A 25,264-nucleotide genomic window follows, 5' to 3' on the forward strand; every position below is an offset into this window, starting at 1 on the left:
CCGCCGATCGGGTGCGATCCACCCCGACGGGAGCGATGGCTCACGTGGCCGAGATCGGATCGGGCCTCGGGTGGGTCGTCGCGGCGCGGCGGGCGTCGGCGATCAGCAGGCGTTGGTGCACACCCGCCGGGAGGCGCGACACGAGGTCGAGCAGGAGACCGTCGGGTCCGACCACCGCTCGACGACGGTTCCGCTCGACCGAGCGCAGGATCTCGCGGGCCGCCGCCTCGGGCGAGGTGCGTGCCAGCCGGTCGAACAGGTCGGCCGCCGCGTCGGGGCCCGCCCCGACGAGCGCCATCGTCTCGTCCATCCGGGCGTTGCGGGCGATGTTCGTGCGCACGCCGCCGGGGTGGATCGTCGTGGACGAGATCCCCTCGTCGGCGATCTCGAGCTCCATCCGCAGCGCGTCGGTGTACCCCCGAACAGCGAACTTGGCGGCGTTGTAGGCCGACTGGCCCGGGATGCTGATCAGCCCGAACACGCTCGAGATGTTCACCACGTGGCCCTCGCCGTTGGCGCGCAGGTGGGGGAGGAAGGCCTGCGTCCCGTGGACGACCCCCCAGAAGTCGATCCCCATCAGCCACTCCACGTCACCGATCGACTGCGCCTCGACGGTCGCCCCGAGTCCGACACCCGCGTTGTTCACGATCACGTCGACCTTGCCGTGGCGCTCGACCACGTCGTCGGCCCACGAGAAGACCGCGTCGCGATCGGCGACGTCGACGGTCGTGGGGGTGACGCGCACCGGGGATCGCTCGCACGTGAGCACGGTCTCGGCGAGCCCCTCCTCGTCCACGTCGCTCAGCGCGAGGTGGGCGCCTCGTCGAGCCAGCTCGTGCGCGAGCGCACGGCCGATGCCCGAGCCCGCCCCGGTGATCGCGACGACGCGCCCGCCGAAGTCCCTCACCCCTGCCACCTCTCCATCCCCTCGGTGACGCGCTGGTTCAGCGTCTCGAGGACGGCCACCCGCGCCCACTTCTTCTGCTCCCCCGAGATCAGATCCCACGGCGCGAGCTCGTGATCGGTGGTGGCGAACACGTGCTCGATCGCCTCGACGTACTGGGGCCACTTGTCGCGGTTGCGCCAGTCCTCGTCGTTGAGCTTCCACCTCCGCAGGGGATCCTGCGCTCGGCTGGTGAAGCGCTCGAGCTGCTCGTCCTGGCTGACCTGCAGCCACAGCTTGACGAGGATCACGCCCTCGAGGACGAGGCTGCGCTCGAACTGGACGATCTCGTCGTCCGCGCGTCGCCACTGGTCCTCGGTCGCGAACCCCTCGACGCGCTCGACGAGCAGTCGGCCGTACCAGCTGCGGTCGAACACGCACATCCCGCCGAGGCCGGGCACCTTGGTCCAGAAGCGCCACAGGAAGTGGTGCCGCTTCGCCCGATCGTCGGGTTTCGAGAACGCGTACACCTCGTAGTGCCGTGGATCGAGCCGCTCGACGGTCCGCTTGATCGCCCCGCCCTTGCCCGCTGCGTCGACCCCCTCCACCACGACGAGCAACCCGGGACCGACCTCGCCGCCGCCGGTCTGGCCGCCGAGTCGGAGGCGCAGCTCCTGGAAGCGCTGCTGGGCATCGGCGAGGCGTTCGTGGTACTCGTCCTTGTCGAGTCGTGGGGAGAGGTCGAGGTCGTCGAGTCGGCCCATGCGCGCTCGACCGTACCCGAGCCGGTCTGCACGGGAGCGATCCCGCTCCACGGGCACCGCCGCCGAGTACGGTCACGGTGGTGTTCGTCAAGATCTGCGGGATCACCAACGAGGACGACGCTCTGCTCGCGGTCGCGATGGGCGCGGACGCGGTCGGGTTCATCTTCGCGCCGTCGACCCGCCAGGTCGCGCCGCAGCGGGTCTACGACATCACCCGGCGGTTGCCTCCCGAGGTGCTGACGGTCGGGGTGTTCCGCGACGAGCTGCCGAGCCGGGTCGTCGAGGTGGCGCACGCCGCCGGGGTGAAGGCCGTCCAGCTCCACGGGCGCGAGACCCCGGCGCAGACCGCCGAGGTCGCCGGCCACTTCCGCTGGGTGATCAAGGTGTTCGCCGCCGGGGCCGACGAGCTGCCGCGCGCCGACCGCTACGGCACCGACGTCATCATGGTCGACGCTCCCCACCCCGGCTCGGGCGAGGTGTTCGACTGGGATCTCGCCGGCGATGCTCCCGACTCGCTGAAGCTGATCCTGGCCGGGGGGCTCGACCCCACCAACGTGGGCGCTGCGATCCGCGAGGTGGAGCCCTGGGGCGTCGACGTCGCGACCGGGGTCGAGCGCGAGCCCGGCAAGAAGGATCCGATCAAGGTGATGCGCTTCATCGAGCAGGCCCGCGCCGCGGCGCCCGTCGCCTACCGGGGCCACGACGTCGGCCCCTACGACCACGAGTTCGAGTAGCCGCACCCGCCTCGGCGTCGTGCGCGCCGACCGCACGACGAACGTCGACCGGACCGCGGCCCGCGCGGCGGTACATTCGGCGTCAATGACCCACACCCTGAGCGCACCCCCCGATCCGACCGGCCGGTTCGGCGAGTTCGGAGGGCGATTCGTCCCCGAGACGCTCGTCCCGGCCTGCCAGGAGCTGGAGGCCGCGTTCGCCGAGGCGTGGGACGATCCGACGTTCCGCACCGAGCTCGCCGACGTCCACGCCCGCTACTCGGGACGACCCTCGATCCTCACCGAGTGCCGCAACCTCGGTGAGCGGCTGGGGATCCGGCTGCTGCTCAAGCGGGAGGACCTCAACCACACGGGCTCCCACAAGATCAACAACGTCATCGGCCAGGCGCTGCTCGCCAAGCGGATGGGCAAGCAGCGCATGGTCGCCGACACCGGGGCCGGCCAGCACGGCGTCGCGAGCGCGACCGCCGCCGCCCTGATGGGGCTCGAGTGCCGGGTGTTCATGGGCGAGGTCGACGTCGAGCGACAGGCCCTCAACGTCTTCCGCATGCAGCTCCTGGGTGCCGAGGTCACCCCGGTGACCTCCGGCAGCCGCACCCTCAAGGACGCGGTGAACGAGGCGATGCGGCACTGGGTCGCGAACGTCTCCGACACCCACTTCTGCCTCGGGTCGGTCGTCGGGCCGCACCCGTACCCCTACATGGTCCGGCAGTTCCAGGCGATCATCGGCCAGGAGTCCCACGCCCAAGTGCTCGAGCTGACCGGCTCGATGCCCGACCTCGTCGTCGCCTGCGTCGGCGGCGGATCGAACGCGATGGGGATCTTCGCCGGGTTCGTCGACGAGCCCGAGGTCCGCCTCGTCGGGGTCGAGCCCGCCGGCGGCGCGGCGATCGGGCGGGGGACGCCCGGGGTGGTCCACGGGTCGCGCAGCCACCTGATGCAGGACGAGGTCGGCCAGGTCGAGGAGGCCGTGTCGATCTCGGCCGGGCTCGACTACCCCGGCGTCGGACCCGAGCACTCGCACCTCGCGGCGATCGGTCGTGCCGAGTACCCGAACGTGACCGACGCCGAGGTGGTGGCGGCGTTCCGTCTGCTGTCGGAGACCGAGGGGATCATCCCGGCGCTCGAGTCGGCGCACGCGATCGCGTGGCTGGTGCGCGAGGCGTCGACGATCGAGGGGTCGACGGTGCTCGTCAACCTGTCGGGCCGTGGCGACAAGGACGTCGCCCAGATGATGGACATCATCGGTGACGACCTCTGAGGCGCCGGCCGAGCTCGGCCGCATCGAGACCGAGCTGCGCGCGAAGCGCGACGCCGGGCGCAAGCTGCTCGTGCCGTACATCACCGGCGGGCACCCGGGGTGGCAGGACGCGATCCGCGCGTGCGCCGCGAACGGCGCCGACTGCGTCGAGATCGGCATCCCGTTCTCCGACCCGGTGATGGACGGGCCGGTGATCCAGGCGGCGTCGCAGGTCGCGCTCGAGGCGGGCACCACGCCGCGCTCGGTGCTCGACGAGGTGCCCGACCTCGACGTGGGCATCCCGCTCGCGGTGATGACCTACTACAACCTCGTGCACCATCCCGGGCCCGAGCGCTTCGCCGCCGACCTCGCCCGGGCCGGGGTGTCGGGCGCGATCCTGCCCGACCTCCCGCTCGAGGAGTCCGGTCCGTGGTGCGCGGCCGCCGACGCGAACGGCATCGAGACGATCATGCTCGCCGCGCCGACCGCTCCCGACGAGCGCCTGCCCCGCGTCGCCGCCCGCTCACGGGGCTTCCTGTACTCGGTCGGTCTGCTCGGCGTGACGGGGGAGCGGTCGTCGCTCGCGGAGACCGCCACCGATCTCGCCGCCCGGCTGAAGGCGATCACCGAGGTCCCGGTGCTCGTCGGAGTCGGGGTCTCCGACGCCGCCCAGGCCCACCAGGCGACCCGCGTCGCCGACGGCGTGATCCAGGGGGCGAGCATGGTGCGGCGGTTGATGGAGTCCGGACCCGACGCCGTCGGCGACTACGTCGCCGAGGTCCGCGCCGCCATCGACGCGACCTGACCGCACCACCGCCGAGGTCTCACCCCGTCGGTGATGCGGTCGAGTGCCGTGCGGTGGGGGGTCGACCGCCGTCCTCGATCGGCCCCCTCCGCCCCGCCCGCCGTCGCGCACCTCCGCCGGCGCGCCCGCCCTTCTGCCGGCACCGCACCCGCCGCCCGACGGGTGCGGTGCCGGAGACCTCAGATGCGCACCGTCGACCCGTCGAGCAGCGGCACGGTCATCGAGAAGTTCTCGTTGAACAGCACCTTCTGCTCCTCGAGGATCCCGAGCGCCACCTGCTCGCCGAGCCGCAGCGACTCGTGGTCGTCGCTGTACCAGTGCACACCCGCCCAGTTGCGGGCGATCGAGATGTTCGCCGCGAGCTTGTTCAGCTCACCCTCGAGGGTCAGCGGTCCGTCGAGCGCTCCCGACACGTCGACCGGTGCGGACACGCCGTCGGCGTGGGGGACGTAGGCGATGTCGGCGCCCGTCGCGTCCTTCAGCAGCCAGCCCGAGTCGAACCACGCCTTGAGGATGGTCACGCACGCCCCGGCGACGGTCGCGTGCCCGGCGCCGTACGAGGGGTGCGCCGGCGACCCCTCGGCGAACGCCATCGGCAGGAGCCAGTTGCCCACGCCCTGGCGATCGTCGAGGGCGTCGCCGATGCCCGACGCCCCGATCGCGACCTCCATCTGCTCGAGGTCCGCGAGCTTCGCCGCGACCTCGGCCGATCCGTTGCGCCGCCGGTGCATCCAACCGCCCATCGCCTCGGGGCGCAGCCGTCGGTGGACGTTGAACTTCTGGTAGCGCACCGTCTTGAGCGCCCGCGTCGCCACCTCGGTCAGCAGCGTCAGCACGTGGGGCCCCCCGAAGGTGGCGAACCCGCTCTGCTTGTCGATGTGGTCGTCGCGCTGGAACGGGAGGCCCGGATCGAAGGGGACCCCGGCACCGAGCATCCACAGGCAGGCGTTGAGGTAGGCCTGGTACAGCGCGTCGTGGTGCACGTAGGTGCACATGTCTCGTGGGGTGGTGATCGGGCGGTACTCGCCGCCGACGTAGGTCTCGGTCCCGCCGAGAGCGGCGCCGTTCTGCACGTCGAGGAACTCCGCCCACGACGTCATGTAGTCCTTCCCCGGGGTCGCGACGCGCACCCTCTGATCGATGCGCTGGGCGCCGAAGCTGATCATCCCGTCGGTCATCGGCGCAGCCGCGTCACCCCGGTGGACCCCGGTGTTGCCGACGACGAGGAACTGCGACAGGTACGGCCCGACCCTCTCGCCGGGGGCGTCGCCGCGGAACAGCGAGGTGAGCTCGACGGGGGTCGCGGCGTCGGGGGTGAGCACGCGTCGCCGGGCGAGCGAGGTCACGAGCTGGTCGCTGCGACCGCCGAGCTCGTCGGTCCCGTCCTCGCGGAACCAGGCGAACGTCGAGAGCGCCGCTCGGGCGGCGTCGATGCTGCCCGAGTCCTCCCAGTCGGCGAACGCGACGTCACGGCACAGCGCCTGGCAGTAGAGCTCGCCCATCTCGGAGGTGACCTCGGCGCTGTCGAACGACGGCGCCGGCGGCATCGACGGCTGCTGGGGGTCGGGCCCCTCGATGCTGAACGCAGAGCCCGCGCCCGGGCTCTCCCAGCCGCGGATCGTCGGCTTCGTCGCGTAGCCCGGGTGCTTCCAGCGGACGCGCAGCGCGCCGCTGAACGTGCGGCGGGGCTGGCCGGTGCGGTCGTAGGGGCCCGGTCCGATGCGCAGCGCCGCGAAGTCGGCCTCTTGCGCGGAGTCGATCGCGCGCACGAAGTCGGCGTAGTCGCCCGGGTCGTCGACGAAGCCGTCGTCGTCGTGGGGGAGGCACTTGGTGAAGTTGCCGGCGTAGGTCGCGGCGTTGGTCGCCGGGTCGCGCAGGCGGGCCTCGTCGCCGTTGTTGTGGCTCGGTTCGTGGGCACGGCCGTCCGCGATGCCGGCGGTTCGCCGGCGGACGTCGTGGGCCATCATCTGTCGGTCGCTCATCGGGTTCTCCTCGTCGTGCGCGGACGTCGGCGGATGACGTCCACCACCACGAGCGCGCCGACCCGGTCCTGATACGCCGATCCGCCGATCTGGCGGACCTCGGCGACGCATCCCACGCGGGGAGGGTGCCCCGGGCCCCACGGCGGGGCGGGCGACCCACGCGGCGCCACGGGTCGAGCTCTGGCAGACTGCGCCGGTGCACGACTTCGTGATCGTCGGCGGCGGATCCGCGGGATGCGCCCTGGCCAACCGGTTGAGCGCCGACCCCGGCAACCGGGTCCTGGTGATCGAGGCCGGCCGGCGCGACTGGCGATGGGACGTGCTCATCCACATGCCCGCCGCGCTGGCGTACCCGATCGGCAGCCGGTTCTACGACTGGAGGTACGAATCCGAGCCCGAACCGCACATGGGCGGCCGCCGGGTCGTCCACGCCCGGGGCAAGGTGCTCGGCGGATCGTCGAGCATCAACGGGATGATCTTCCAGCGGGGCAACCCGATGGACTACGACAAGTGGGGAGCGCTCCCGGGACTCGACCGGTGGGACTGGGCGCACTGCCTGCCCTACTTCAAGCGGATGGAGACCTGCCTGTCCGGTGAGGACGCGTGGCGCGGCGGCGACGGTCCGCTCGAGCTCGAGCGCGGTCCGGCGCTGACACCGCTGTTCGCCGCGTGGCTGCGGGCAGGCGTCGAGGCCGGCTTCCCCCTGACCGACGACGTCAACGGCTTCCGCCAGGAGGGGTTCGCCGCGTTCGACAAGAACGTCGTGCGCGGACGGCGCCAGAGCGCGGCACGCGCCTACCTGCACCCGGTGCTCGACCGACCCAACCTCGAGCTCCGCACGCGCACCCACGTCAACCGGGTGGTGTTCGACGGCGTCCGCGCGACCGGCGTCGAGCTCCGGCGCGGTCGGTCGACCGAGATCGTCGAGGCCGGCCACGTCGTGCTGTGCGGCGGCGCGTTCAACAGCCCGCAGCTGCTCCAGCTCTCCGGGGTCGGTGACCCCGAGCACCTGCGCGGGCTCGGGATCGACGTCGTCGCGGAGGTCCCCGGGGTGGGGGAGAACCTGCAGGATCACCTCGAGGTGTACATCCAGCACGAGTCGACGCAGCCGGTGTCGATGCAGCCCCACCTCGCGCACTGGCGCAAGCCGTGGATCGGGCTGCAGTGGCTCGCGCGGCGCGGGCCGGCCGCGACGAACCACTTCGAGGCCGGGGCGTTCGTGCGCAGCAACCCGAACGAGGCGTACCCCAACCTCATGTTCCACTTCCTGCCGATCGCGATCCGCTACGACGGGTCGTCACCGCGCCGGGCCGACGGCTCGGACGCAGCGATCGAGCACGGGTACCAGGTCCACGTCGGGCCGATGTACTCCGACGCCCGGGGGTCGGTGAAGATCACCTCCGCCGACCCCCGCCGCCACCCGGCGGTCCGCTTCAACTACCTGTCGACGGAGCAGGACCGTCGGGAGTGGATCGAGGCCGTGCGCACCGCCCGGCGCATCCTGGACCAGCCCGCCTTCGCCGATCTCGACGCCGGTGAGATCTCCCCAGGGCCCGCGATCGAGACCGACGACGAGATCATGGACTGGGTGGCGCGCGACGCGGAGACGGCGCTGCACCCGTCGTGCACCACGAAGATCGGCGCGTCGAACGACCCGCTCGCCGTCGTCGACCCCGACTCGATGGGGGTCTGGGGCACGGAGGGCCTGTCGGTGGTCGACGCCGGGTGCATGCCGAACGTGAGCAACGGCAACACCTACGCCCCGACGATGATGATCGCCGAGAAGGGCGCGGACCTGATCCTCGGCGACGACCCGCTGCCACCCGACCACACCGAGGTCTTCCGCGACACCGTCGCGGGCGGCGGCCGCCGATGAGCGGCGACGGGCGCCGTCGGTGACGGTGTCGTCGCGATCGGGCAGCGACGGGCAGCGACGCTCGGCTCCCGGGCGGGTGGACGCCGCCTCGGCGCGCCGTCGGCGCCCGAACATCCTGCTGATCATGGCCGACCAGCTCTCCGCCCCGTTCCTGTCGGTGCACGGCGGCCCAGCGGTCACGCCGAACATCGACCGGCTCGTCGCCCACGGGACGACCTTCACCTCGGCGTACTCCAACAGCCCGCTGTGCGCCCCGGCCCGGTTCGCGATGATGACCGGGCGGCGCAACTCGCGCATCGGGGCGTACGACAACGCCTCGGAGCTGCCCGCCGCCGTCCCCACCTTCGCCCACCTGCTGCGCGGCGCCGGGTACCAGACGTCGCTGATCGGCAAGATGCACTTCGTCGGTCCCGATCAGCTCCACGGCTTCGAGGAGCGGTTGACGACCGACATCTACCCGGCGGACTTCGGCTGGACCCCGAACTGGTCGGAACCCGGACGTCGGGTCGACTGGTGGTTCCACAACCTCGACTCGGTCGTCCACGCCGGCGTCGCGGACGTGTCGAACCAGCTCGACTTCGACGACGAGGTGGGGTTCCGGGCGGTGCGCAAGCTGCGCGACCTGGCGCGCTCGGAGGACGGGCGGCCGTGGATGACCACCGTCTCGTTCACCCACCCGCACGATCCCTACGTCGCCCGTCGCGAGTTCTGGGATCTGTACGACGACGAGACGGTGCCGATGCCGACCGTCGGAGCTCTCGACCCCGAGGGCATCGACGAGCACAGCCGCCGCCTCCGCCACGTCATCGGCGCCGACGTCACCGACGTCACGGGCGATCAGATCCGCCGGGCCCGGCGGGCCTACCTCGCGAACGTCTCCTACGTCGACCGCCACGTGGGCGAGTTGCTCGACGTGCTCGACCGACACGGCGCGACCGACGACACGGTCGTGATCTTCACCTCGGACCACGGCGACATGCTCGGCGAGCGGGGCCTGTGGTACAAGATGTGCTTCTACGAGCACGCGAGCCGGATCCCGCTCATCGTCCGGTGTCCGCGAACCGCGGGAGGGGTGCGCAACTCGACGCAGGTGAGCCTGCTCGACGTGGCTCCGACCTTGCTCGACCTCGCCGGGCTCGATCGCGAGCCGTCGCTCGACGGCACGAGCGTCGTCGGCCTCCTCGGCGAACCCGTCGCCGAGGATCGCACCGTCCTGGGGGAGTACCTCGGCGAGGGAGCCGTCGCCCCGGTGCTGATGATCCGCCGAGGTGACCTCAAGTTCACGTGGTCCCGCCCCGACGGGGCGATGCTGCACGACCTCTCCTCCGACCCCGACGAGATCCACGACCTCGCCCGCGACGGGCGCGGCGGCGAGACCGATGATCTGCTCGAGGACCTGGTGGAGGAGGTCCACGAGCTGTGGGACCCCGACGAGATCGACCGGTCGGTCCGCCGCAGCCAGGCCGAGCGGTCCGTCGTCGACCGTGCGATGCGCGCCGGACGGTTCACCTCGTGGGACCACCAGCCCGAGGTCGACGCCGCGCAGCAGTACATGCGCAACCACCTCGACCTGAACGCGGTCGAGTCCAGCCGTCGTGCCTGACCCGGCTCCAGGTCGACGTCAGAGGCCGCGCTCGACGGCGCCGAGGTTCGTGTAGATCGTCTTGATCCGCGTCACGTGCTCGATCGCCTGCTCGCCGTTCTCCCGCCCGAGGCCGGAGCGCTTCACGCCGCCGAAGGGGAGCGAGGCCGGCATCGTGCCGTAGTCGTTGATCCACACGTAGCCCGCGTCGAGGGCGTTCGCGACCCGGTTGGCGCGAGCGATGTCGGAGCTGAACACCGCGCCGGCCAGGCCGTACGGGGTGTCGTTCGCACGCCGGACCACCTCGTCCTCGTCGTCGAACGAGAGGACGGCCATCAGCGGTCCGAACACCTCGTCGGTGACGAAGGCCATGTCATCGGTGCAGTCCGCGAACACCGCGGGGTTCACGTAGTGCCCGCCGGCGAGGTCCGGTCCGGACGGGACGTCGCCGCCGATGACGTGGCGGGCCCCGGAGGACCGGGCGGACTCGAGGTACCGCATCACCTTCGCGTGGTGCTCGGCGCTGACGAGGGGTCCGATCCGGGTCTCGGGGTCGAAGGGGTCCCCGACGCGCAGCGCGCCGACTCGCTCGGCGATCCCGTCGAGGAACCCCTCGACGACGTCGCGCTGGACGAAGACGCGGGTCCCGTGCGAGCACACCTGGCCGGTCGAGTAGAAGTTGTTCGTCAGCGCGGCGTTGCGGGCGCTGTCGAGATCCGCGTCGTCGAACACGACGATCGGTGACTTGCCGCCGAGCTCGAGCGTCACGTGCTTGAGTCCGTCGGCGGCGTCGGCCATCACGGCCGATCCCGTCGACGCCTCCCCCGTGAGCGACACCTTCGCGATGCCCGGGTGACGGACCAGCGCCCTGCCGACGCGGGCGTCGCCGTGGACGACGTTGAACACCCCCGCGGGGACGCCGGCCTCGTGGTAGATCTCGGCGAGCGCGACCGCCGAGATCGGGGTGAGCTCGGCGGGCTTGAAGATCATCGCGTTGCCGCACGCCAGGGCGAGGCCGGATTTCCACATCGCGATCTGGATGGGGTAGTTCCAGGCGCCGATGCCGGCGCACACCCCGAGGGGCTCGCGGCGCATCCGTGCGAACCCCCCCGGGAAGTCGATCGAGGACCCGTGCATCGCCGGCGCGAGTCCTGCGTAGAACTCGATCACGTCGGCTCCGGTGACGACGTCCTCGGTCGTCGTCTCGGCGATCGGCCGGCCGGCGTCGAGGGTGTCGAGCGCCGCGAGCTCGTCGCTGCGCTCCCGGATGATGTCGACGGCGCGGCGCAGGATCCGGCTCCGCTCGAGCGCATCGGTCGTCGACCACGTCGCGAAGCCCTCGTGCGCGGCTTCGACGGCCCGGTCGATCTCGCGGTCACCGGTCGTCTCGACCTCGCAGATCACCCGACCCGTCCCCGGGTGGCGCGTCTCGAACGTCTCGCCCGACGACGAATCGACGTGCTCGCCGCCGATGAAGGCACGCCGGGTGTCGAGTCGAGACGATGCGTCCACGATGCTCATCCGGGCAACCTAGCGATTCGTCGCCCGGGCCTCGGTCGGCGCGCTCGCAGCTGCGCCGGGCGGTCGCCGACTCCGCTACGCCGGATCGTGCGTGGCCGGCGGGGTGCTGTCGGCGGAGCCGGTCGGCGCCGGGGTGGTCCGTACGATCACGCGGAGCGTGCTCAGCATGATCCCGGGCTGATGCAGCCAGTCGTTGCCGTCGCCGTACTCGATCGACGCCAGCCGTTCGAGCAGCGTCGCCCACGCCACCTGCTGCTCGACGCGCGACAGCGTCGCGCCGGGGCAGACCCGTGGCCCGGTCGAGAAGGTGACGTGGCGGGTCAGCGCCGCCCGGTCGAGGTCGAGGTCGAAGGGCCGCTCGAACTCCTCGCCGTCGACGTTCGCCGCACCGAAGCGCAGGTGCAGCAGCGACCCGGCCGGCACGTCGACCCCCTGGAACACCTCGTCGCGGGTGGTGACCCGCGTGGAGAGCCCGTGGGTGGGCGCCCGCAGGCGCAGCGACTCCTCGACGAAGGAGCGGATGCGCGAGGGGTCGGAGCGCAGCTCGGCGAACGCCGCGGGATCCTCGCACAGCAGCTGCGCCTGCTCGACGAGTGCGTACTGGGTCGTCTCGAGGCCGCCGATGATCATCGCGTGCACGATCCCGGCGATCTCGATGTCGGTCAGCTTCCGCCCGAGCGCCTCGTAGCGCACGTCGCACAGGAAGCTCACCATGTCGTCGCGGGGGTCGGCGCGCTTGGCGGCGACGTGCGCGTCGATGTAGTCCTGGAAACCCTCGAGGCGCAGGTTCATGTCCTCCGCCTGCTCGGCGGACAGCTCGTGTCGCAGTCCGGAGCCGTGGACGAACGGCGTCACGGCTGCGTCTCCCCACGCCGCGAGTCGGCCGATGTCCTCACGGGGGAACCCGAGGATGGTGGCCATCACGATCTGGGGGAGGGGGCGGGCGAACCCCTGGACGAAGTCGACCTCGCCGTCGTCGATCCACTCGTCGATCAACCCGTGGGCGATCTCGGCGATCATCTCGCGGTGGCGCAGCGCGCCGGGCCCGACCCACGGATCGGTCAGCTCGCGCCGGTGCTGGAAGTAGAGCTCCTGGGTCGGTCGCAGCGACACCATCGACGCGTGCATCAGGCTGCGGCTCTCGGCGTAGGCCTCCTCGGGCGTCAGCCCGCGCTCCACGTGCTTGTCGACGCGCAGGGTCGTGACCACCCGGAAGCGCTCGGGGTCCTTGACGACGGCGACCACGTCGTCGTGCTTGGTGAGGACGAACGCGTCCGCTCCGTCGGTGAGGCCACCTCCCTCGATGCGCAGCACCGGGGCGTCGCGGTGGAGGATCTCGTAGGACTCGTACCAGTGCTCCTGAGCGCCCTCGCCGAACAGGTCGACGTCGTCGAGGTGCACGGGGCACCCCATCGGGACGAGGTCGTGGTTGACGTGTCGGGGAGGCGGTGGCATGGGTCCGGGCGAATCGCGGTCGACGACAGCCTGGCGGCTCCCGGTGGCGCCGGGCGAGGCGGAGGTGTACACCGTCGTGGCGATCCCGAGGGCACACTGCCCCGGTGCCCGCCACCGACATCGCGATCGTCGCCGCCGCCATCTCGCTCGCGTCGATGGTGTTCATGATCGCCGGGTTCGGCTTCTCCCTGCTGGCGATGCCGCTGCTGGTGCTCGTCGTCCCCGTGTCGGACGCCCTGGTGATCATGGCGCTGCTCGGTCTCGGCAGCGTGGTGTGGCAGGGCATCGCGCTGCGTGCCGATCGCGATCGAACCCTGGTCCGGCGCCTGGCGATCACCACCTACCTCGGGATGCCCGTCGGCCTGGTCGTGCTGAACGTCGCCGATGATCGATCGCTGCGACTCGCGGTCGGCGTCGGCGTCTGCGTGGCGACGGTCGTGCTCGCGTCGGGCCTGAGCCTGCCGACCGCCGGCCCGTCGCTCGACTGGGGCCTCGGGGCGCTGTCGGGCGTGCTCAGCACGTCGATCGGCGTGAACGGCCCACCGCTGATCCTCGACCTCCAGGCGCGGGGGCTGTCACCCGAGCGCACCCGCGCGACGATCGCCGCCGTGTTCGCCCTCGCCAGCCCCGTCGGGCTGGCGCTGTTCGTCGCCGACGGGCGGGTGACGCGCGAGGGGTTGATCGCTTCGGCGATCGCGCTGCCGGGGTGGGCGCTGGGCTCGCTCGCCGGTCGTGCGATCCGCCCTCACGTGGCGCCCGAGCGGTTCCGCCGCCTGGTACTCGGTCTGCTCGGCCTCAGCGGCTCGCTGGCGATCGCGACCGCCATCACCTGAGGCGTCCGGGGTGGATCCGATCGAGCGCGCCGATCACGCGGTGTCCTCGGCCTCCTGGTCCGCGATCCACCGTCGTTTGACCGCTCGCCAGGCTTCGTCGGAGTGGTCGCGACGCCAGTACGGCGAGATCGACGAGCGCTCCGGGTCCACGCCGCGGACGTCGAGGAGGTGCCGGCGGCCGGCACGCACCTCGGACGCCTCGCCGTGGAGGAAGACGTCGACTCGGCCGGGCGCCCAGGTCAGCTGCGCGAGGGCGTCTGGCAGGAGGGTCTCGGGCTCGCCTGCCGAGCAGCGGTGGAGCCAGCGGAGCTGGAGCGCGCCCGGGCTGGTGAGCTCGATCTCGCACCCGGGTCCGTCGATGACCACGAGCGCGACGGCGGGCGAGGCGGGAGGGACCGCCTCGAGCGACGCGGCGATCGCCGGGAGCGCGCTCTCGTCACCCGCCAGCAGGTGCCAGTCGGCGTCCGGATCGGGCCGGTACCCCCCGCTGGGGCCGACCATCTGGAGCGTGTCGCCGACCCGGGCGTGCTGCGCCCAGCGGCCGGCGAACCCGGTGTCGCCGTGCGCGACGAAGTCGATGGTCAGGTGGCGGGTGACCGGGTCCCATCGTCGCACGGTGTACCGCCGCCCCCGAGGTCGATGGTCCGAGTCCAGCGCGCGCGCTCGTTCGACGTCGAAGGGCGCCCGGTAGGGGGCGCCGTCGGGGACGAACAGCGCGTTGACGTACTCGTCGGTGCGCCCGGTCGTCTCGAACGAATCGAGGCCGGGGCCGGCGAACACGACGCGGATCATCGCCTCGCCCAGTCGTGCGACCTCCTCGACGGTGCCGTACGTGGTGGCGGTCATCGATCGTCCTCGTCTCGTGGTGGGTTCCGGCTCGGCGACGTTGGCGTTCGCCCGTCTCGGCGATAGCAAGTCAACCTCATCCAAGTTGTTAGGCAACCCTAACGCATTCGAGAGGCTCCTAGATGCGAACTCCAGATCGACTCACGTTCTCCGTCTCCGCCGCGCTCGCGGCGCTCGTCGTCGCCGGCTGCGGCACCGATGCGACCGGCGATCAGGTGACGGGCGGTCCCGGCACCGGCGGCGCCGGGACCCCGGTCGCCGGCGAGGCGCCACCTGCGACGGACGCGGCGACGACCGGGAGGGGGACCGTGACGATCGACGACGCCCAGGGCCGCGCGGTCGAGGTGCCCCGGGCTCCGGAGACCGTGGTGGTGATGGACTGGAGCACGATCCGCACGCTCAGCGACTTCGACATCGAGGTCGACGGCGCCCCGCAGGCGGTCGGCAGCCTCCCCGACGACCTCGCATCCGTCTCGGAGTCGGCATCCTCCGCCGGCACGCTGTTCGAGCCGGACTACGAGGCGATCAGCGCGCTGGACCCGGACCTCATCATCGTCGGCTCGCGCAGCGGGACGCCCGAGGTCGTCGCCGAGATGGAGCGCATCACCCCGGCCGTGATCGACATGTCCGTGCGCTACGAGGACGCGCAGGACCAGATCCCGCAGTTCGTCGAGCGCGTCGAGCAGCTGTCCACCATCTTCGGCTTCGAGGACGCCGCCTCCGAGCGACTCGACGCGATCCTGGCCGAGATCGACGAGACGGCCGACGCCGCCGAGGCCAGCGACCTGAGCACCATGTTCGTGCAGGTCAGCGGTGGCACCGTCAGCGCCTACGGGCCCGGTTCACGCTTCGGCATCGTGTTCGACGACCTCGGCTTCACGCCGACCGACGCACCGGTCGACGACGAGGGCTCCCACGGCCAGGAGATCAGCCAGGAGTTCTTCGCGCGGTACGACCCGGGAGCGGTGTTCGTGCTCGATCGCAGCAAGACGATCGGCGAGGAGGCGACGCCGGCGGCCGAGGTGCTCGCGAACGGTCTCGTCGACACCACCGAAGCGGCGACGAACGACCGCATCGTCGAGGTCGACGGGTTCTCGTGGTACATCGCGACGTACTCGCCCACCTCGTTCGAGCAGATCATCGCCGACGTCCGATCGGTGCTGTGAGCTCGCCGTCCACGTCGATCCTCCGGCCCGGCGGTGCCGGACCCCGGAGGCGGCGCGCGGTGGCGATCGCCCTCGTCGGACTGGTCGTCGCGTCGGTGCTGTCGCTGCTCGTCGGCGTCGTCGCCGTCACGCCCTCGCTCCTCATCGACGGCGACGCCGCAGCCTCCCGGGCGCTCGTCATCTCGCGAATCCCCCGGCTCGTCGCGCTCCTGCTCGCGGGGTCGTCGCTCGCCGTCGCCGGGGTCATCATGCAGCAGGTGACGCGGAACCGGTTCGTCTCGCCGTCGACCTCGGGGACGGTCGAGTCGGCCGTGCTCGGCATCGTGCTCGCGACGCTCGTCCTCCCGGGGAGCTCGCTGCTCGTCCGGATGCTGGTGGCGATCGCCACCAGCCTCGTCGGGACCTTCGCGTTCATCGGGTTGCTGAGGCGGATCCGCATCGTCGACGTCATCGTCGTGCCGCTGCTCGGCCTCATGTTCGGAGCCGTCGTCTCCGCGATCACCGTGTTCCTCGCCTACCGCGCCGATCTCCTGCAGCTCGTCGAGGTGTGGACCACGGGATCGTTCTCGCGCGTGCTGCGCGGGCGGTACGAGCCGCTCTACGCGGTCCTCGCCGGAGGGATCGTGGCGTACCTCTTCGCCGCACGCTTCACCGTGGTCGGGATGGGCGAGCACTTCGCGAAGAACCTCGGCATCGACCACCAGGCCGTGATGAACCTGGGCCTGGTCGTCGCGGCGGTCAACACGGCGATCGTCGTGGTGGTCGTCGGCGCGATCCCGTTCCTCGGCCTGGTCGTGCCGAACGTCATCTCGATGCGCTTCGGCGACGACCTGCAGCGGACGCTGCCGATCACCGCGCTCACCGGGGCGGCCTTCGTCCTCGTGTGCGACGTCGTCGGGCGGATCGTCCGCCATCCCTACGAGATCCCGGTCGGCACGATCGCCGGGGTGGTCGGTGCGGTCGTGTTCGTCGTGCTCATCCTCCGCGCCCGCACCGACCTGGCCGCATGACGAACGCTCCCACCGCGACCGCCACCGCCGACGCCGGCGTGACCTCGACCGGCGGGCCCCGGCGGGCCGCCGCCGCCCGCCGCGATCGCCGGTCCATCCGGATCCGGTCGGTCGCGCTGGCGATGGCCGCCACCGTCGTCGCCGTCACGTACCAGTTCGCCCTCGTCGACGGTGTCCGGGGCTACGTCATGGACCTGCGAGCCCGCCAGCTCGCGGCCCTGGTCGTCGTCGGCGCGGCGACCGGCGTCGCGACGGTGATGTTCCAGACGGTCACGCACAACCGGATCCTGACGCCCGGGATCATGGGCTTCGACGCGCTGTTCCGACTGGTCCAGACGCTGTTCGTCTGGCTGCTCGGCTCGGCGTTCCTGCTCGACGTCGACGTCCGCGTGCGCTTCGTGATCGACACCTCGGTGATGACGCTCTTCGGGCTCCTGCTCTACCGCTCGGTGCTGCGCCGCACCACGCGCGACCTGTTCGTCCTCGTCCTCGTGGGGATCGTGCTCGGGACCCTGTTCACGAGCCTCACGGTCTTCGCCTCGAGGCTCCTGAGCCCCGACGACTACCTGACCCTGCAGGACCTCGTGCTCACCAGCTTCAACACCGTCGATCCGCAGCTGCTCACGATCACGGCCGCCGTGACGACGGCCGCCCTCGCCGCCACCGTCCCGTTGATGCGCCAGCTCGACGTGGTCGCGCTCGGTCGCGACAGCGCGGTCACCCTCGGGATCGAGTACCGACGGGTCGTGGACCGGACGTTGATCCTGGTGACGGTGCTGGTCGCCACGTCGACGGCCCTGGTCGGCCCGATGACGCTGATCGGGTTGATCGTGGCGAACCTCGCACGACACCTGCTGCCCACCTACCGGCACAGCGTGCTCGCGCTCGGATCGGGGCTGATCGGGATCGTCGTCACGGTCGGCGGGCAGTTCGTCGCCGCCCGGCTGCTCGACTTCACCACGACCCTGACGGTGTGCGTCAACCTCGTCGGCGGCCTCTCCTTCATCGTGATGCTCCTGCGCGAGGCCGACCGATGATCCGCTCGAGGAACGTCAGCAAGGCCTACGGGAGCGCCACCGTCCTCGACGAGGTCGACGTCTCGCTGCTCGCCGGCGAGCTGACCGCGATCGTCGGCGCCAACGGAGCGGGCAAGTCGACCCTGCTGTCGATCATCTCGCGCCTCACCGACGCCGACGCGGGGTCCGTCCACGTCGACGAGCTCGATCTGGCGAGGGCGAGGAGCGACGAGGTCGCCCTGCGGCTCGCCGTGCTCCGACAGGACACCCACATGGCGGCACGACTCACGGTGCGCGAGCTCGTGTCCTTCGGCCGCTTCCCCCGGTCCCGGGGCCACCTGAGCGCGGAAGACGACGTGATCGTCGACGACGCCATCGAGTTCTTCGAGCTCGGCGATCTCCAGCACCGACACCTCGATCAGCTCTCCGGCGGGCAGCGGCAGCGTGCGTTCGTGGCGCTGACCCTCGCGCAGGACACGCCGTACGTCCTGCTCGACGAACCCCTCAACAACCTCGACATGCGGCACTCGGTCCGGATGATGCGCCACCTGCGGCGACTCGTCGAGCAGCTCGGCAAGAGCGTCGTGATCGTGATCCACGACCTCAACTTCGCCGCTGCTCACGCCGATCGGATCGTGGCGCTCAAGGACGGGCGGATCGCAGCCGTCGGGACACCGGCCGACGTGATGACCCCAGCCACCCTCGAGGAGATCTACGACATCCCGATCGACGTCCACGTGGTCGACGGGATCCCGTACGCCATCTACTACCGCTGAACGACGTCGGCACGTGCCGGCGCGCGACGACGACGCCCGACGGTCACGGAGGCGGCGACCCCGATCGCGTCCGATCGGGGTGTCGTCCCGGGTCAGAGGGTCTCGACGCCGAAGGCCGGGGCCGTGGCCGCGGCGAGGCGCCGATCGGCTGCGGCGGTGCGGAGGGCGTCGTCGGTCGCGCGGCGAGGATCGACCCCGTCGGCCACGACCACGTCGACGGTGCCGCCCGCCCTCGTGATCGCCGCCTCGAACGGCTCGCCGTCGTGGTCGCCGGAGATGTCGAACCCGCCGTCGTCGGCCGTGACGTGGACGACGAAGCCGAACCGGTCGTGGACGACCGCGACGCCGCGCCCGGAGGGTCGCGGCTCGACCGGCCAGCGGTCGACGAGCGGGAACCAACGCCGAAGCGACCGCAGGGTCGTCGCCCCGGCGCCGTCGAGGGAGTCGAGCGCGACGACGATGCGTGCTCGCTCCACCCCGTCGACGACGGACACCGAGCCGATCGGAGCGCTCCGTCGGGAGCGACGTGCCACGTCGGGCCTCAGTCGCCGCCGGACCTCTGGCGGATGATGTTCAGCGCGGAGCCGGCCTTGAACCACTCGACCTGGTCGGGGCTGAAGGTGTGGTTCGCCTCGAAGTCGACCGTCGTCCCATCGGGCTTCACGATCTGGCACGACACGGTCTCGCCGGGGACCGGGGGCAGGTCGACCACGCTGATCCGGTCGTCCTCCTCGATCCGGTCGTAGGTCTCGGGGTCGACGAAGGTCAACGGGACCATGCCCTGCTTCTTCAGGTTGGTCTCGTGGATGCGGGCGAAGCTGCGGGCGATCGCCACGATCCCCTTGCGGAAGCGCGGTTCCATCGCCGCGTGCTCGCGGCTCGACCCCTCGCCCATGTTCTCGTCGCCGATCACGACCCACGGCTGATCGGCCTCGTGGTAGGCCTCGGCCATCTCGGGGAACTTCTGGGTCTCACCGGTCAGCTGGTTCTTGCCGTAGCCGACCTCGTACTCCGAGCCGTCCTCGGCGTCGAACGCGTTGACCGCGCCGAGGTAGAGGTTGCCCGAGATGTTCTCCAGGTGCCCGCGGTACTTCAACCACGGCCCGGCCATCGAGATGTGGTCGGTCGTGAACTTGCCCTTCGCCTTGACGAGGATCGGCAGGTCGGTGATCGGCTCGCCGTCCCACGCCGGGAACGGCTCGAGGAGCTGGATCCGGTCGCTGTCGGGATCGACCTCGACGTCGATGTCGCTCCCGTCGGCGGGCGGGGCCGTGAAGGTGTCCTCGCCGGGGTCGAACCCGGCGTCGGGGAGGACCTCTCCCTCCGGCGGATCGAGGGTCACCTCGGTGCCGTCGGGGGCGGTGATCGTCTCGGTCGTCGGGTCGAAGTCGAGGCGACCCGCCAGAGCGATCGCGAGCACCGTGTCGGGCGAGGTGACGAAGCTCAGCGTGTTCGCGGACCCGTCGTTGCGCTTGGGGAAGTTGCGGTTGTACGAGTTGACGATCGTGTTCGGCCGACCGAGGATCTCGGCCGGGCGGGACCACTGGCCGATGCACGGCCCGCACGCGTTGGCGAGCACCGTCGCGCCGATCGCCTCGAGATCGGCGAGCAGGCCGTCGCGCTCGATCGTGGCGCGGATCTGCTCGGACCCGGGGGTCACCAGCAGCTCCGTCTTCGAGGTCAGCCCGGCCCTCGCGGCCTGACGTGCGACCGAGGCGACCCGGGTGATGTCCTCGTAGGACGAGTTGGTGCACGAGCCGATCAGGCAGGCGGAGGGCTCGAGCGGCCAGTCGTTCTCGCGCGCCGCGGCGCCGACGCCCTCGGCGCCGACCTGGTGGGCGCGATCGGGGGAGTGGGGCCCGTTGATCTGCGGCTTGAGCGTGGTGAGGTCGATCTCGATCAGCTCGTCGTAGGTGGCGCCGTCGTCGGGGCGGAGCTCGTCGGCGATCCGGTCGGCGGCGTCCGCGATCTCCTCGCGCCGCGTCGACTTGAGGTAGATCGCCATCGCCTGGTCGTAGGGGAACAGCGAGGTGGTCGCTCCGATCTCGGCGCCCATGTTGCAGATGGTCCCCTTCCCGGTGGCAGAGATCGTCTCGGCGCCCGGGCCGTGGTACTCGACGATCGCTCCGGTGCCGCCCTTGACGGTGAGCTGGCGGGCGACCTCGAGGATGACGTCCTTCGGGCTCGACCACCCGCTGAGCTCGCCGGTCAGCTTCACGCCGATGACCTTCGGCCACTTGACGTTGAACGGGAACCCGGTCATGACGTCCACCGCGTCGGCGCCACCGACGCCGATCGCCACCATCCCGAGACCGCCGGCGTTGGGGGTGTGGCTGTCGGTGCCGATCATCATCCCGCCCGGGAAGGCGTAGTTCTCGAGCACGATCTGGTGGATGATCCCCGATCCGGGGCCCCAGAAGCCGATCCCGTACCTGGCCGACACCGAGCGGAGGAACTCGTAGACCTCCTTGTTCGTGTCGATCGCGACGCCGAGGTCGATCTGGGCGCCGGTCTTGGCCTGGATCAGGTGGTCGCAGTGCACCGTCGAGGGCACCGCCGCCTCGTCGAGCCCGGCGGTCATGAACTGCAGCAGGGCCATCTGCGCCGTGGCGTCCTGCATCGCGACGCGATCGGGAGCGAAGTCGGCGTAGCTGTCGCCGCGCTCCATCGCCTGGCCCTCGGGGTCGACGAGGTGGTTGATCAGGATCTTCTCGGTGAACGTCAACGGTCCGCCCATGCGCTCTCGGCCCTTCGCGGTCCGCTCGACGAAGTCCTCGTAGACGGCGCGGACGAGTTCGATCGGTGTGGTGGCGGTCGCGTGCATGGTCACCAGTGTGACACGATGGACCCGAGGTAGACAAGTACAGTACAAGTTGCCGGCGGTCGGACCGATCGTCGGCGGGGATCCGCCGCGCTCCGGTCGGATCCGCCAGACGAGGAGGACGGACACGTGACGAACGCAGCGGGGACCGAGCGGGGCGGGGGCGGCGGTGGCGCCGCGTGCCCCGAGTGGGTCGCGATCGACCACGTGCAGCTCGCGATCCCGCCCGGCGGAGAGGACGAGGCCCGACGCTTCTACGGCGGGGTGCTCGCGATGGCCGAGATCCCCAAGCCGGCCCCGATGGCCGTGCGTGGCGGGGCCTGGTTCGCCGCCGGCCCGGTCCAGGTCCACGTCGGTGCCGAGGAGGGGTTCGTGCCCGCCCGCAAGGCGCACCCGGCCCTCGCCGTGCGCGACCTGCGCGCCTTCGTGGAGGCGAGCGGGCTCGACGCCACCTGGAACGACGAGCTGGGGGGCGTCGTGCGCTGCCACGTGTTCGACCCGTTCGGCAACCGCATCGAGCTCGTCGACGCCGACACCGCGCCGAACGCCCCCGGGCGGGGCGCGGCGACGTGACCGCACAGTGCCGCACCGGTCGCAGCAGCAGCAGCAGCGCGCCCGGGTCGCCCGCTCGCCGCGCCTGCCGACCCGGGCAGCGGGCGCGGTGAGGCGGATCCGCTACCAGGAGATCGCCGACGTGCTGCGCGAGCGGTACGCCGCGGCGCCCGCCGGCGCGGTGCTCGCGTCGGAGTCCGAGATGTCCGTCGAGTTCGGCGCCTCCCGGGTGACGATCCGGCGCGCCCTCGAGATCGTCCGCGACGAGGGGCTGATCGCCGCCCGACAGGGGTTCGGCTGGTTCGTGGCCGGCGAGCCGGTGCGCCAGTCGCTCGAGGCGCTGGGGACGATCGAGGCCGAGGTCGAGGGCCTGGGGAGGATCTCCGAGCGCAAGATCGCCGAGTTCGCGTTCGAGTCCGCTCCCGAGCGCGTCGGCGCGATCCTGGCCGTCGACGAGGTGCTGCGGGTCAAGCGGGTCAACCTCGCCGACGGCGAGCCGTTCGCGATCGTGACCGTCTGGTGCCCGGCCGAGCTCGCGGCGACGTTCTCCCGGCGCGACGTCGAGCGGCGCCCGTTCTACGAGCTGCTCGACGTCGAGCTCCGAGGAGCGACCCAGACCATCGGCGCCGACCTGGCCTCTCCCGTCGAGGCGGGGCTGCTCGACGTCCCCGTCGGCGCGCCGCTGCTGCGATGCCAGCGCGTCACCACCGACCAGGACGGCCGCCCGCTGCTCGTCAGCGAGCACCTGTTCTCGGCCCACCGGACCGAGTTCGTGGTCGACCTGCCGCTGGCGGAGCCGAGCATGACCCCGAGCGGGTTGCGCCTGGTCGAGTAGCGGGCTCGCCCCGGTCGGCTCGGGGGCCGCGGAGGGCGGGTCGAGAAGGGCGGGTCGCGGAGGGCGGGTCGCGGAGGGCGGGCCGCGGAGGGCGGGTCGAGAGGTCGGCGACCCGCTCCACCCTCGTGGCGGCTCCGGTGCTGCGACGGGCGCGCCGTACGCTGCGTGGATGGGGATCGCGCAGATGTGGGAGACGTTCCGGTCGGTCGCCCGGTTCGACACGTTCGAGACCGACCCGACCCGCCGTCGGCTGCGGTCGGTGGCGTCGGTCGACGACCTGAGGACCCTGGCGAAGCGGCGCCTCCCGGCCGGGGTGTTCGACTACATCGACGGCGGCGCCGAGGACGAGCGCACCCTCGGGACGAACTCCACCCACTTCTCGCGCCTCGAGTTCCGGCCGCGGGTGCTGCGCGACGTGTCGGCCCTCGACACCTCGACGACGATCTTCGGACGACCCGCGAGCATGCCGGTGATCCTGTCGCCGACCGGCTTCACGCGGATCGCGCACTCGCAGGGCGAGCTGGCCGTCACCCGCGCCGCCGGTCGGGCGGGCATCCCGTGGTCGCTGTCGACGATGGGGACCCGGTCGATCGAGGAGTGCGCCGAGGCGAACCCCGATGGCGACAAGTGGTTCCAGATCTACACCTGGAAGGACCGCGGCCTGGTCCGCGAGCTGGTCGAGCGGGCGCGTGCGTCCGGGTTCTCCACGGTCTGGCTCACCGTCGACACCGCGGTGCTCGGCCGGCGTGAGCGCGACGTCCGCCGGGGGATGACGCTGCCTCCGAAGCTCGGCCCGCGCACCCTGATCGACGGCGCGATCCACCCCGCCTGGACGAAGGACTTCCTCACCGCGGAGCCGATCACGTTCGCGAACATCGTCGGGCGCCACGACGACGACGGCAGCACAGCGATCTCGCTGGCCGAGCACGTCGCCAGCCAGTTCGACCAGGCGCTGTCGTGGGACGACATCGAGTGGCTGCGCTCGTTCTGGGACGGTCCGATCGTCCTGAAGGGCATCCAGACGGTCGCCGACGCGAAGCGCGCGGTGGCCGAGGGCGTCGAGGGGATCGGGCTCTCGAACCACGGCGGACGCCAGCTCGACGACGCGCCGAGCCCGGTCACCCTCATCGAGCCGGTGCGCGACGAGATCGGCGACACCGCGACGATCATCTGCGACGGTGGGGTGCGGCGCGGGAGCGACGTCGTCAAGGCGCTCGCGCTCGGAGCCGACGCGGTCTCGCTCGGGCGCCCCTGCTTCCTCGCGCTGGGGGCTGCGGGCGAGCCCGGCGTCGACTGGCTGCTCGACTTCCTGCGCGAGGGGATCGAACGCACGATGGCGCTCACCGGGTGCGCGTCCCTCGCCGAGATCGATCGCGATCTCGTGCGCTGGATCGCGTGACTCGCCCCGGAGTCGAGCGGCGCCGGCCGGCGGGTCCTCAGCGCGCGATCTCGGGGGCGGTGTCGGACACCCCGAGGAGGCGGTAGGTCGCCTCGGCGTCCGACGACGCGACCTCCACCGACACCAGCGTCCCGTCGCCGGTCCCGGTGATCGACACGATCGCGGATCGGGCGGTCGTCTCCAGGCCGAGGCCCGACGTCCACTCCGTGAGCGCGTCGGGGTCCTCGGCGCGCAACCCGCTCAGGTCGACGAAGTGGCGCTCGGTCGGGAGGGGTCCGGCGGAGGTGGGGTCGGCCTCGACCCCGAGCGAGGTGGCGAACTCCGCCACCGTCGCGGTGAGCACGTCGTCGGTCGTCGCCAGCGACCCGACGCCGAAGATCGCGCGCGGCTGCGGGGCTCCGCCCGTGGGCTCCTCGTCGCCTCCGGCGCGACTCGACACCTCGCCGTCGATCGAGACGAGGACGGCGCCGTCGCCCGATCGGATCTCGTGGTCGCCCGTCGCGGCGTCGACGACCACCTCGTGGACGACGCCGTCGGAACCGGTCAGCACGTACGACCACCCGGCGACCACGGCGCCGCCTGCGCCGATCCCGAGCTCGGCGAGCAGCGTCACCTCCTGATCGTCCGGGGCGAGGTCACCGGCGACGGTCCGCGCGTCCTCGATCCCCGCGACCGCGGCGGCCGTCGACGCCGCGGCGGATCCCGTCGGTCCACCCTGCCACGGAGCGCCGTCCACGACGACGGCGCCGCCGCCCACCAGCGCTGCGATCGCGACGAACGTGAGCGCACGTCGACGCCCCCGTCCGCGACGATGCGACCGCGCCGCGGTCCGCGGCGCACGCCTCGCGGGAGCGGTCGTCGACCGCGGCCCGACCGAGTGCTGCGTCGCGCCGGGTGACGCGGACGGGGTGCCCGGCTCGGGTGCCGAACCGGCGCCGTCGCGCGGAGCGAGGCGCGGCGACGCGGGGAGGTCGTGCGCGGGTTCGGGTGCCGGATCGTCCTGCGCGGACGCTCCATCGGTGGCCGGTGGAGCCCCGGGGTCCCCGACCGCGTCCGTGGACGGCGGTCCCGACGATCGGGAGGGGAGGCGGGGCAGGACGGGGGCCGAGGACGGATCCTCGTGCGACCCACGGGGCGCGGCGTCGACGGAGTGCTGGGAGCTCACCCG

General features: G+C 71.8%; 22 protein-coding genes. 13 read left to right on the forward strand and 9 right to left on the reverse strand.

Translation table 11 applies throughout. The features are described 5' to 3' along the window. Positions 1 to 40: 40 nt before the first annotated feature. The gene (locus ACOOHC_RS08485; protein ID WP_420453555.1) at positions 41 to 907 is read right to left on the reverse strand and encodes an SDR family NAD(P)-dependent oxidoreductase; all 867 of its coding nucleotides are present in this window, start codon (positions 905 to 907) and stop codon (positions 41 to 43) included. Further along, complete coding sequence (locus ACOOHC_RS08490; protein WP_420453556.1) at positions 904 to 1,647, reverse strand: polyphosphate kinase 2 family protein; 744 nt, start codon at positions 1,645 to 1,647, stop codon at positions 904 to 906. Before ACOOHC_RS08490 ends, ACOOHC_RS08485 begins: the two co-directional genes overlap by 4 nt. Positions 1,648 to 1,727: 80 nt before the next feature. Here ACOOHC_RS08490 and ACOOHC_RS08495 point away from each other — a divergent pair, with 80 nt between their 5' ends. The 3 genes from ACOOHC_RS08495 to trpA all read left to right on the forward strand — a co-directional run bounded on the left by ACOOHC_RS08495 (position 1,728) and on the right by trpA (position 4,426). Further along, on the forward strand, positions 1,728 to 2,381 hold the full coding sequence (locus ACOOHC_RS08495) for a phosphoribosylanthranilate isomerase (protein ID WP_420453557.1): 654 nt from the start codon (positions 1,728 to 1,730) through the stop codon (positions 2,379 to 2,381). A gap of 85 nt (positions 2,382 to 2,466) precedes the next feature. After that, a complete protein-coding gene (gene trpB, locus ACOOHC_RS08500) occupies positions 2,467 to 3,642 on the forward strand; it encodes a tryptophan synthase subunit beta (protein WP_420453558.1) in 1,176 nt (391 codons plus the stop codon). Then, complete coding sequence (trpA, locus tag ACOOHC_RS08505) at positions 3,629 to 4,426, forward strand: tryptophan synthase subunit alpha (protein ID WP_420453559.1); 798 nt, start codon at positions 3,629 to 3,631, stop codon at positions 4,424 to 4,426. Before trpB ends, trpA begins: the two co-directional genes overlap by 14 nt. A 179-nt stretch (positions 4,427 to 4,605) precedes the next feature. Here trpA and ACOOHC_RS08510 read toward each other — a convergent pair whose 3' ends face one another. Then, positions 4,606 to 6,408, reverse strand: coding sequence for a vanadium-dependent haloperoxidase (locus tag ACOOHC_RS08510; protein ID WP_420453560.1), 1,803 nt, complete (start codon positions 6,406 to 6,408; stop codon positions 4,606 to 4,608). Between the two features lie 196 nt (positions 6,409 to 6,604). On the opposite strand from ACOOHC_RS08510, the gene betA reads away from it, so the two are divergent. Together betA and betC are read left to right on the forward strand one after the other, a co-directional pair. Next, entirely contained in the window at positions 6,605 to 8,284 is a 1,680-nt protein-coding gene (gene betA / locus ACOOHC_RS08515) for a choline dehydrogenase (protein WP_420453561.1), read from the forward strand. Positions 8,285 to 8,303: 19 nt separating this feature from the next. Continuing rightward, on the forward strand, positions 8,304 to 9,887 hold the full coding sequence (betC, locus tag ACOOHC_RS08520) for a choline-sulfatase (RefSeq protein ID WP_420453562.1): 1,584 nt from the start codon (positions 8,304 to 8,306) through the stop codon (positions 9,885 to 9,887). Positions 9,888 to 9,905: 18 nt separating this feature from the next. Here the strand turns inward: betC and betB are convergent, their stop codons facing one another. After that, positions 9,906 to 11,387, reverse strand: a complete 1,482-nt coding sequence (betB, locus tag ACOOHC_RS08525; RefSeq protein WP_420453563.1) for a betaine-aldehyde dehydrogenase — start codon at positions 11,385 to 11,387, stop codon at positions 9,906 to 9,908. Positions 11,388 to 11,462: 75 nt separating this feature from the next. Next, the gene (locus ACOOHC_RS08530; protein ID WP_420453564.1) at positions 11,463 to 12,842 is read right to left on the reverse strand and encodes a cytochrome P450; all 1,380 of its coding nucleotides are present in this window, start codon (positions 12,840 to 12,842) and stop codon (positions 11,463 to 11,465) included. Positions 12,843 to 12,946: 104 nt separating this feature from the next. On the opposite strand from ACOOHC_RS08530, the gene ACOOHC_RS08535 reads away from it, so the two are divergent. Next, positions 12,947 to 13,675, forward strand: a complete 729-nt coding sequence (locus tag ACOOHC_RS08535) for a sulfite exporter TauE/SafE family protein (protein WP_420453565.1) — start codon at positions 12,947 to 12,949, stop codon at positions 13,673 to 13,675. 33 nt (positions 13,676 to 13,708) lie between these two features. On the opposite strand, the gene ACOOHC_RS08540 is transcribed toward ACOOHC_RS08535, so the two are convergent. Then, positions 13,709 to 14,521: a siderophore-interacting protein gene (locus ACOOHC_RS08540; RefSeq protein ID WP_420453566.1), complete on the reverse strand. Its 813-nt coding sequence runs from the start codon at positions 14,519 to 14,521 to the stop codon at positions 13,709 to 13,711. 122 nt (positions 14,522 to 14,643) lie between these two features. Here ACOOHC_RS08540 and ACOOHC_RS08545 point away from each other — a divergent pair, with 122 nt between their 5' ends. The 4 genes from ACOOHC_RS08545 to ACOOHC_RS08560 are packed head-to-tail and all read left to right on the forward strand — an operon-like array spanning position 14,644 to position 18,489. Beyond that, entirely contained in the window at positions 14,644 to 15,687 is a 1,044-nt protein-coding gene (locus tag ACOOHC_RS08545) for a siderophore ABC transporter substrate-binding protein (protein WP_420453567.1), read from the forward strand. 59 nt (positions 15,688 to 15,746) lie between these two features. Further along, positions 15,747 to 16,697, forward strand: coding sequence for an ABC transporter permease (locus tag ACOOHC_RS08550; RefSeq protein ID WP_420453568.1), 951 nt, complete (start codon positions 15,747 to 15,749; stop codon positions 16,695 to 16,697). After that, positions 16,694 to 17,734: an iron chelate uptake ABC transporter family permease subunit gene (locus ACOOHC_RS08555; RefSeq protein ID WP_420453569.1), complete on the forward strand. Its 1,041-nt coding sequence runs from the start codon at positions 16,694 to 16,696 to the stop codon at positions 17,732 to 17,734. The genes ACOOHC_RS08550 and ACOOHC_RS08555 overlap by 4 nt, the downstream gene beginning before the upstream one ends. Then, complete coding sequence (locus tag ACOOHC_RS08560; RefSeq protein ID WP_420453570.1) at positions 17,731 to 18,489, forward strand: ABC transporter ATP-binding protein; 759 nt, start codon at positions 17,731 to 17,733, stop codon at positions 18,487 to 18,489. The genes ACOOHC_RS08555 and ACOOHC_RS08560 overlap by 4 nt, the downstream gene beginning before the upstream one ends. 92 nt (positions 18,490 to 18,581) lie before the next feature. On the opposite strand, the gene ACOOHC_RS08565 is transcribed toward ACOOHC_RS08560, so the two are convergent. Together ACOOHC_RS08565 and ACOOHC_RS08570 are read right to left on the reverse strand one after the other, a co-directional pair. Continuing rightward, positions 18,582 to 18,983: a hypothetical protein gene (locus ACOOHC_RS08565; RefSeq protein WP_420453571.1), complete on the reverse strand. Its 402-nt coding sequence runs from the start codon at positions 18,981 to 18,983 to the stop codon at positions 18,582 to 18,584. A 47-nt stretch (positions 18,984 to 19,030) separates the two neighbouring features. Further along, the gene (locus ACOOHC_RS08570) at positions 19,031 to 21,313 is read right to left on the reverse strand and encodes an aconitate hydratase (protein ID WP_420453572.1); all 2,283 of its coding nucleotides are present in this window, start codon (positions 21,311 to 21,313) and stop codon (positions 19,031 to 19,033) included. A gap of 126 nt (positions 21,314 to 21,439) precedes the next feature. Between ACOOHC_RS08570 and ACOOHC_RS08575 the strand changes: the two genes are divergently transcribed. The 3 genes from ACOOHC_RS08575 to ACOOHC_RS08585 all read left to right on the forward strand — a co-directional run bounded on the left by ACOOHC_RS08575 (position 21,440) and on the right by ACOOHC_RS08585 (position 24,096). Continuing rightward, a complete protein-coding gene (locus ACOOHC_RS08575; RefSeq protein ID WP_420453573.1) occupies positions 21,440 to 21,883 on the forward strand; it encodes a glyoxalase in 444 nt (147 codons plus the stop codon). 7 nt (positions 21,884 to 21,890) lie between these two features. Continuing rightward, positions 21,891 to 22,697, forward strand: a complete 807-nt coding sequence (locus ACOOHC_RS08580) for a GntR family transcriptional regulator (protein ID WP_420453574.1) — start codon at positions 21,891 to 21,893, stop codon at positions 22,695 to 22,697. 169 nt (positions 22,698 to 22,866) lie between these two features. Continuing rightward, positions 22,867 to 24,096, forward strand: coding sequence for an alpha-hydroxy acid oxidase (locus tag ACOOHC_RS08585; RefSeq protein ID WP_420453575.1), 1,230 nt, complete (start codon positions 22,867 to 22,869; stop codon positions 24,094 to 24,096). A gap of 37 nt (positions 24,097 to 24,133) precedes the next feature. On the opposite strand, the gene ACOOHC_RS08590 is transcribed toward ACOOHC_RS08585, so the two are convergent. Further along, positions 24,134 to 24,853 carry a hypothetical protein gene (locus ACOOHC_RS08590; protein ID WP_420453576.1) on the reverse strand — a complete coding sequence of 240 codons (720 nt, stop codon included), beginning with the start codon at positions 24,851 to 24,853 and terminating at the stop codon, positions 24,134 to 24,136. Between the last annotated feature and the right edge of the window lie 411 nt (positions 24,854 to 25,264).

The sequence above is a fragment of the Ilumatobacter sp. genome (assembly GCF_965215205.1).
GTDB lineage: Bacteria > Actinomycetota > Acidimicrobiia > Acidimicrobiales > Ilumatobacteraceae > Ilumatobacter_A.